This window comes from Pandoraea sp. CB10b_02 (assembly GCF_002216225.1).
In the GTDB taxonomy this organism is placed as follows: Bacteria; Pseudomonadota; Gammaproteobacteria; order Burkholderiales; family Burkholderiaceae; genus Pandoraea; species Pandoraea nosoerga.
The window spans coordinates 279372-287263 of record NZ_NJGW02000005.1; the positions used below are offsets into that span (position 1 = coordinate 279372).

A 7892-nucleotide genomic window follows, 5' to 3' on the forward strand; every position below is an offset into this window, starting at 1 on the left:
CCTTACATTCCGAGATAGGCGCGGCGCAGCTCGGGGCTGGCGAGCAGTTCCGCGCACGTACCGCTGTGGCCAATGGCGCCGTTCTCGAGCACGTAGCCGCGCTGGCCCGTCTCGAGTGACTGGCCGACGTTCTGCTCGACGAGCAGGATCGACAGACCGTCGCGCTGCAAACGCGCGATGAGCGAGAACAGTTCCTCGACCATGAGCGGCGAGAGCCCGAGCGACGGTTCGTCGAGAATCAGCAGCCGCGGCTCGGCCATCAGGCCGCGCCCGATGGCGAGCATCTGCTGCTCGCCACCGGACATCGTCCCGGCCGGCTGGGCGATGCGCTCGCGCAGACGCGGAAACAGATCGAGCATGCGCTCCAGGCTGCGCTCGCGCTGCGCGCGAGCGCGGGCGAACGCGCCGAGGGCGAGGTTCTCGCGCACGCTGAGGTTCGGGAAGATGCGCCGGCCTTCGGGCACCTGAATCAAGCCCGCCTTGACGACCTCGCGGTAGTGACGTCCGGTCAGATCGTGGCCGTCGAACCGCACCCGTCCCGCCCACACCGGATTGATGCCCGAGAGCGTGTTGTTGAGCGTGGACTTGCCGGCGCCGTTACTGCCGAGCAGCACCACGATCTCTCCCTCGCCGACCGTCAGATCAACACCGCGCAGCACTTCCACACGGCCGTAGCCGGTGCGCAGGCCCTCGACTTCGAGCAGATGGCTCATTGCATGCCTCCCTTGTGCCCAACCGCCCCGAGCTGCCCGACCTGGGCTGCCTGGGCAGCATGCGCGGCCAGACGCGCCGCCGTGCCATGCCCGAGATAGGCCTCGACGACGGCGGGATCGGAGGTCACCTCCCGCGGCGTGCCCGCGGCGATCAGCCGGCCTTGCGCGAGCACCCACACGTGCTCGGCAAGACTCATGACGGCGCGCATTACGTGCTCGATCATCAGCACCGTCACGCCGCTGTCCGCGATGTCGCGCACCACGGGGATCATTTCGTCGATCTCGCTCGGATTGAGACCGGCGAGCACTTCGTCAAGCAGCAGCAGGCGTGGGCGCGTGGCCAGCGCGCGCGCCAGTTCCAGGCGCTTGCGCCCGCACACCGTCAAATCGGCCGCCGGCTTGTCGAGCTGCGCCTGCAGGTTGGTGCGCACGGCGATGGCCTCGGCCTCACGCAGTGCAGCGCGCCGATTGCTCTCGTGCAGATGCGCGCCGACGGCAATGTTCTCGCGCACCGTCTGCGCGCCGAACGGCTGCACGATCTGGAACGTGCGCGTGAGGCCCTGGCGCGCCGTCACGAACGGCGCCTGGCCGGTGATGTCGCGCCCCAGGAATTCGACCCGGCCGGCGCTCGGCGTGAGGAACCCCGAGAGCAGGCCGAACAACGTGGTCTTGCCCGCGCCGTTCGGCCCGACGAGCGCGCTCAGCGTGCCCGGCCGGATCGTGAGACTGACGTCCTGCACGGCCTTCAGGCCGCCGAAGGTGATGGACAGGCCATCGGCTTTCAACAAGGCTTCAGACACGGGCCTTCTCCTCGCGCGCCGCGGCCGCTCGTGCGTCGTTGCGCCCTTCGCCGTGCGCTCGCGTGCTGGTTTTGTCCATGCCGAACAGGCGGCGCACCGATGCCCCGGCGCCCGTCATGCCGCGCGGCAGGAACATCACGATCAGAATCAGCACGGCGCCATAGATCACCATCGACAGCCCCGGCAATTCACCGAAAAGGTTGCGGGTGAGCTCGCCCAGCGTGTACAGCACGGCGGCGCCGAGCACCGGTCCCCACAGCGTGCCGAGCCCACCGACGATCACACCGACGAGCGCCTCGACCGAGATCGTCGAACCGAAGGCAATGCCCGCGTCGATGTACTGGAACATCTGCACGTAGCACACGCCCGCGGCGCTCATGAACGCGCCGGACAGCGCGATCGCGCCGAGCTTCACGCGCAGCGGGTTCACCCCCACCGCGCGCGCGGCGCTCTCGTTGTCGCGCACCGCCTGTAGCCAGGCGCCGAAGCGCGAATGCCGCAACCATGCCGTCACCAGCAACGCGGCCACCACGAACGCGAGCAGCACGAACGCATAGCCGCGCGGCGAGGCGAACTGCAACTGACTCACGCCCTGGTGCAACGGCACCATCAGGCCCACGCCCGCGCCGGTAAATGGCAGCGAGACGGCCAGAATGCGGAACACCTCCGCGAACGCGAGCGTCACCAGCGCGAAGTACGACCCCTTGAGGCCATAGCGGAACGTAACCGCGCCGATGACCATGGCCACCAGCGTGCCCGTCGCGATAGCCAAAGGCATGGCCGCCCACGGGTTCCATCCCCAGCGCAGTTGCGCGATCGCTTGCGCGTAGGCGCCCACGCCGAAGAAGAGCGCGTGGCCGAACGACAACTGTCCGCCGAAACCGCCCAGAATGTTCCACGACTGCGAGAGCAGCACCGTGTAGAGCGTCATCATCAGAAACGACAGCCACACGCCCGACTGCAGCGTGACGAGTAGCGCCGTCGCGACAACGCCGAACAACACGATCCATCGAAGATCTCTCATCGCTTGCTCCTGCTCATGCTTTGCATCTTTGCTCTCCCGTCCCTTCAGGCCCGCGCGCCGAACAGCCCCTGCGGGCGCAGCAGCACGACGATGATGAAAATGGCGAAGATGCCGATCTGCCCGAGCGAATCGCCGAGCCACAGGCCGCTTAGCGACTCCACGACGCCGATGAGCAGCCCGCCGATGAGCGCGCCGGTGAAGCTGCCCATGCCGCCGAGCACCACGATCGTGAAGGCCACCAGCACGAAGCCGCCGCCCACTTGCGGATTGACGTAGTACGTCGGCAGCAGGAAGCACGCCGCCGCACCGACGCAGGCCATGCCGATGCCGAACGACACCGCGTACACGCGTTCGACGTCGATGCCCATGAGCTTCGCGCCGTGCTTCTCCTTGGCGACCGCGCGAATCGCGCGGCCAAGATCGGTCGCGCGCATCAGCCAGAACAGCATCGCCGCGGCCGCCAGCGCGCCGCCGAACGCGATCAGCTTCGGCACGGCCAGCATCACCGGGCCCACGTCCACCGTGGCGAGCGTGTAGGGCGTGTCGATGGTGTGCGTGTCGGACTTGAACCATACGAGCGCCAGGTTCTCGAGCACGATGGCCAGGCCCAGCGTGACGAGCAGGATGTTCTCGTCCTTGCCGTGACTGGCGCGCTCGATCACGACGCGCTGCAGCGCATAGCCGAGGGCGAACATGCCGAGCGTGACGAACGGCAGCGCGACGTATGGGTCGACGCCGAGCTTCTCCCTGAGCAGCCACACGGCATAGAGCGCCACCATCAATGCCGCGCCGTGCGCGAAGTTGATGATGTGCAGCACGCCGTAGACGAGCGTGAGACCGAGCGCGATGAGGGCGTACACCGCGCCGGTCGTCAGCCCGTTAAGCAACGCCGAGAGCAGAATGACGGGATCGAGCATCGCGTCAGGCCTTGAGCGGAAACACCGGCGCGACCTGGCGGTAGCCGTCCGGCAGAATGACCTTGATATCGCCGCCCGAGACCTGCGTGAGCAGCGGCTGCGCCCCCGTGTTCTGGCCGTTCACGAACTTGGTCGGCCCATACGGCATCAGGTGGTCCTTGAACGTGCTCGAGGCCAGCGCTGCCGTGATCGCGGCCCGGTCGACCGACTTGGCGCGCTCGATCGCGTCGGCGAGCAGCATCATCGCCGTGTATGTCATGAAGACTTCGTAGCTGAAGAAAGCGCCCTTCGCTTCCGTGCGCCGCTTGAGCGAGGCCACGCGTGCGTCGTTTGGGTTGAACCAGTGGTTGCAGTCGATGATGCCGTCGGCAATGTCCGGAAACTCCTTGAGGAACTTGTAGCTCGACGCCGCACCGCCCAGGACCGAGTAGATCGCCTTCGGGCGCACCTTCTGTTGCTTCATCGCGCGCAGCAGCAGTGCGTACTCGTTGTAGTAGTTCGCCGGAATCACGATGTCCGGGTTGACCGAGCGCATGCGCAGCACGATGTTGTTGAAGTCGCGCGTGGGGTTGGCGTGCTTGATGATTTCCTTGATCTCGAAGCCGCGCGCAGGCAGCTCCTTTTGCAGCAGCGCCGCCGTGCCGGTGCCGAAGAGCGACTCCTCGTGCACGATCATGACCGTCCTCGCCGGCTTGCCGGCCGCGGCGTTGAGCGCGGCGAGATCGTCGACGGCGCGCAGCGAGCACATGCGATAGCCCGGGCCGAAACGGAACGTGTTCGCAAGGCCGCGCTCGACGATCTGGTCGGCAACGCCCACGTCCACCACGTGAGGCAGGTTGTATTTCGCGGCGGTCTGCGTCGTGGCGAGGCATATGGCCGACGCATACGCGCCGACGATGGCCGACACGCCCGCCTCGTTCATCTTCTCGACTTCGGCCGAGCCGGCTTCCGGGCGCGATTGCGCGTCGCCGAGCACGGCTTCGATGGGCGCGCCGCCAAGCGACCTGATGCCGCCGGCAGCGTTGATGTCGTCGACGGCCAGCAGCGCGCCGAGGCGGCATTGCTGGCCCGAATAGGCGAGCGCACCGGTGACCGGATGCAGCACGCCGATCTTCACGGGCTTGCCGGCGGCGCGCGCGGCCCAGGGCGCGGTGGTGGCGGCGGCAAGCGCGGCCAGGGCGGTGGACTGACGCAGGAACGTGCGACGCGAACTCATTGGCGATTCTCCGGACGTGATCAGTGGAATTGGGCGGACAGCTCTTCGCTGACCCAGACCTTGGCGTCGATGTCGCCGACGCGCGAGAGCTGGAGCTGGTACTGGTAGCGGTCGGGGCGATACAGGCCTTGCAGCAGTTGCACCGGGCGATCGGCCACATCGCGCACCAGGCGCGTGACCGCGAGCAGCGCGGAGCCGACGGCAATGTCGAGATGGCGCGCCACGACGGCATCGGCCAGACGCGCGGAAATGGTTTGCGTGGCGCCGCCCAGTTCGACGCCCGCGGCTTCGAGCAGCATGAGCAGCGGCTTGCGCTCGAGCTCCTCGCGATTGATGCGGGCGATGCCCTCCGGCACGTGCGTGGTGATGTACGACAGCGGGCCGGCCTGCGTGCTGCGCACGCGAATGCTCTTGTAGACCGGCGCGCCGGGGGCGAGCGCGAGCGCTTCGGCAACCGCTTCGCTGGCGCCCACGACCGACGACTCGAGCACCGACACGCTCGTGCGCAACCCCATGTTGACGATGTTCTCCAGCAGCCCCGTGAGGTGAGCCTTCTCGCGCGAGATGCCGGGCGCCTTGCCGCCGCCGGTGCGCTGCCCAGCATGCAGCGGCCAGGTGCCGAGCCCCGGGCGCCGCACGACGAGACCGTCGGCCACGAGCATCTCCATCGCCTTGCGGACCGTGATGCGCGCAACGCTGAACTGATCGGCCAGCAGATGCTCGCCCGGCACGCCGTCACGGTCGAAGCGTCCCTCCTGCAGTTGCTCGCGCAGCACGAGGTAGATCTGGTGGTACTTCGGAAGCGGAAGTGGGGTGTCCATGCGGCGATTCTGGAAGTGTCATAATGTCCGGTCAATAGAACAAACGGACGGACAAAATGTCCTATCGGGAAAACACCTAAGCCTTCGGCAATGGTTGAAGGCAGCGCCTGCAAACGCAGGCACGGCAAGGGATTTCACGGTGCGGCGCAGCAATCTTCCCGCTGCGCCGCACGCGTTTTCTCGCAGCGTCTTCGCAGCACGGTTCGTGCGCGAAGCACAGGCGTTGCGCTGGCGTCAGAAGCGATGACGCAAGCCGACGTAGTAGCTCATTTGATTGTCGTAACCGTTGAGCTTCACGCCGTTGCCGCCGGTCCAGTCGGTGGTCGTGGTGCCGAAGAGTCCGGACCATCCGCCGTCGACGCGCTCATACGCCGTGGCGAAATACACGTCGGTGCGTTTGGAGAAGAAGTAATCGACAACGCCGTAGACCGTCTGGCGCTTGCCGCTGAAGTTCACGGCGCTGGTGTTGTCCTGCATATACGCCACGATGAACTGCCATGACGGGTTGAGCAGGTAGCTCGCCCCCAGCGTGAAGAACTGATCGCGACGCGCGGCGGAGAAGACCGAGCCGATGGCGGCAACGGTCGTCGGTGTGGCGGCCGTGCTCATGTTGGTGATCGACGCGTAGTCGACACCCCCGTTGGTCACGTCGAAGCCGGCGTCGCGCTGGCTTTGCAGATAGTCGGCGTGGAACTTCCATTTGCCATAGCTCACTTTGGCGCCGAGCGACCACGTCTTCGCAGTGCGGCTCTGCGAGTCGTGCGTCTGCTGCAATTGACCGGTGAAGACGTGACCGTCCTGCTCCCAGGACAGCCCTCCCGAAGCGGAAGAGCGGGCCGAGCCCTGCCCCGCGATGCCACCGAATGCGTATTGCAGGTTCATGCCGAAGGGGCCGAACTTTTTCGTCCACGTAAGCGCGTTGTTGTAGCGCTGCCCGGTGAGGAAGACGAGCCACGAGTTGGTGGGCGGCGCACCGATGAATATCGGGTCGACCATGGAAATGGCGACCACGGCGCCGGTGTACTGCCGCCCGAGCGCCACTTCGCCCCAGACGCCTTGCAGCGCGACGAACGCCTGACGGCCGAAGAGCTGCCCCTGTTGATCGAGCGTGCCCGCTTGGGAATTGAAGCCGTTCTCGAGCACGAAGCGCGCCTTGGTGCCGCCGCCGAGGTCTTCGATGCCTTGCAGACCGAAGCGGCTCGCCGAGAGGAAACCCTCGCCGGCCTGATTGACGGAGTCAATGCGCCCACCGTCGGGGCTCGCGTGGTTCTGTGAAACGATGGCCGCCTCGATCACGCCGTAGAGCGTGACACTGGACTGGGCGAGCGCCGGCGATGCGGCAGTGGCGAGCAGCAAGGCTGCGCCGGCCAGAGGCAGGGTTTTGCGTGCGAGCGTTTTGCGTGCGAAAGTTCCGCGAGCGAGGGTTTTGCGTGCGAGGGGCGTCATGAGGCTGGGCGTCTTTCTTTTGTTGAAGAAAACAGGGCCCCACGGCGCCGCGCGTCTTGCGCGGCCGGCAGCGACATTCGCTGAACTGGCCAGGCAGGCTAACGCGAGGGCGCACGATGCCGCGACGTGCGAGAGTCGGCACGTCGAGCGGCCAGGGGCGTCAGGAAAAGGAGCGCGTGCAAACCGCGTTGGCAACGGGCCGTCGCAGCATCTCGGCCATCGCGTGATGGCGGCGACTGTGCGACGCGATTCGCGCAGCGCTGGCCGGCGGGCTATTCGCGCAGTACGCGATGCGCCGCGCGCTGCGGAGCACGGAGAGTCATGAGAGCGTCGGTACGATGGATCATGGCACCGACTCTAGGAGCGCCAATTTGTAGCGTCAATGGAACAAACGGCGCGCGCAGTTGTTCCATCGGGAAATTCCCGAGATGCGCGCAGACGGGGCGCCGTCCGGAATTCGCCTCAGATGGGACGCCGGCTGCAAGGCGCGGGCGCGGGAGCGGGAGACATCACGCGCCGCGCCAGTGCGTCAAAGCAAGTCACCGGGCACCGGCGCAATCAGGTCGCTGATGGCCCGACACGCGGCCTTGAGCGGCACGACATAGGTGTCGAGCGGAGTGTCGCTGCGGCGAAACAGCGGGATGGAAATCGAGATCGCCGCGACGGGCTGGCCGTCATGTCCGAGAATCGGCGAGCCATAGCAGAAGATTTGCGGCTCGTTCTCCTCGCGGTCCTCGGCGTAGCCGCGTTGCGCCGTCTCGGCGAGTTCACGGCGCAGTACGTCGAGATCCGTGATGGTGTTGGCGGTGAAGCGCTCGAGCTTGATTTGCGCGAGCAGCGCCTCGCGCCGCGGCTCCGATATTGATCCGGCCCCTGTGAACTTGTATCAAGCTGCATAGCGAACAGGGCCGTGCTCGAAATACTTGCGAATTCGTTCGGGCTGGCGTTGCACGCT

The 7892-nt window shown here is 66.6% G+C and carries 8 protein-coding genes; all 8 read right to left on the reverse strand.

From position 1 onward, the window contains the following. Positions 1-2 precede the first annotated feature (2 nt). The gene (locus CDN36_RS07960) at positions 3-713 is read right to left on the reverse strand and encodes an ABC transporter ATP-binding protein (protein WP_150556816.1); all 711 of its coding nucleotides are present in this window, start codon (positions 711-713) and stop codon (positions 3-5) included. Next, positions 710-1513, reverse strand: coding sequence for an ABC transporter ATP-binding protein (locus CDN36_RS07965; RefSeq protein WP_287496430.1), 804 nt, complete (start codon positions 1511-1513; stop codon positions 710-712). Before CDN36_RS07965 ends, CDN36_RS07960 begins: the two co-directional genes overlap by 4 nt. Next, positions 1506-2537, reverse strand: a complete 1032-nt coding sequence (locus CDN36_RS07970; RefSeq protein ID WP_150556814.1) for a branched-chain amino acid ABC transporter permease — start codon at positions 2535-2537, stop codon at positions 1506-1508. Before CDN36_RS07970 ends, CDN36_RS07965 begins: the two co-directional genes overlap by 8 nt. Positions 2538-2581: 44 nt before the next feature. After that, entirely contained in the window at positions 2582-3454 is an 873-nt protein-coding gene (locus CDN36_RS07975; protein WP_287496431.1) for a branched-chain amino acid ABC transporter permease, read from the reverse strand. 4 nt (positions 3455-3458) lie between these two features. Further along, complete coding sequence (locus CDN36_RS07980; RefSeq protein ID WP_287496432.1) at positions 3459-4670, reverse strand: ABC transporter substrate-binding protein; 1212 nt, start codon at positions 4668-4670, stop codon at positions 3459-3461. 20 nt (positions 4671-4690) lie between these two features. Next, on the reverse strand, positions 4691-5491 hold the full coding sequence (locus CDN36_RS07985) for a GntR family transcriptional regulator (RefSeq protein WP_287496433.1): 801 nt from the start codon (positions 5489-5491) through the stop codon (positions 4691-4693). A gap of 234 nt (positions 5492-5725) precedes the next feature. After that, the gene (locus CDN36_RS07990; RefSeq protein WP_287496434.1) at positions 5726-6847 is read right to left on the reverse strand and encodes a porin; all 1122 of its coding nucleotides are present in this window, start codon (positions 6845-6847) and stop codon (positions 5726-5728) included. Between the two features lie 619 nt (positions 6848-7466). Continuing rightward, a complete protein-coding gene (locus CDN36_RS07995) occupies positions 7467-7799 on the reverse strand; it encodes an IclR family transcriptional regulator (RefSeq protein WP_353846857.1) in 333 nt (110 codons plus the stop codon). Positions 7800-7892 lie beyond the last annotated feature (93 nt).